The organism is Aeromonas media (genome assembly GCF_000819985.1).
Lineage (GTDB): Bacteria > Pseudomonadota > Gammaproteobacteria > Enterobacterales > Aeromonadaceae > Aeromonas > Aeromonas media.
In genome coordinates this window covers 1-313 of sequence record NZ_CDBZ01000158.1, presented here as the reverse complement: position 1 = coordinate 313, position 313 = coordinate 1, and the positions used below count along the sequence as shown (strand labels likewise).

The window sequence follows — 313 nt, the reverse complement described above, 5'->3', positions numbered from 1 at the left end:
AGGTGCATTGCCAGAAACCACTTGGTCAGTGGGAGCTTGGTGTTTGCGAAAATCGTGTTTCCAGTCAATGACATCTGGTGACGGCAGTGATTGCATTGCCACACACGTGGCCGCCTTCTCAGGCGACAACAGGTCTTGTTGGCACATTCAGGGCAGACAAAGCCGTTAGGAAAACGCCAAGTGAACAGCGCGTTTTCGCACTGAGCCTCAGTGCCATAGTCCTTGAGAAACTCAAACAGGCTGTAGCCTTTCTGGAATTGGATTTTGCTTTTGGCCATGATCTCGCACCTCGATAACTGTACGTAAGATCAGT

1 protein-coding gene is annotated in these 313 nt (G+C 50.2%); it reads right to left on the bottom strand.

Annotated features, from left to right (window positions below):
• The coding region (locus tag BN1127_RS21610) for a transposase (RefSeq protein WP_197069654.1) at positions 1-278 on the bottom strand (278 nt) is incomplete at its 3' end.
• Between the last annotated feature and the right edge of the window lie 35 nt (positions 279-313).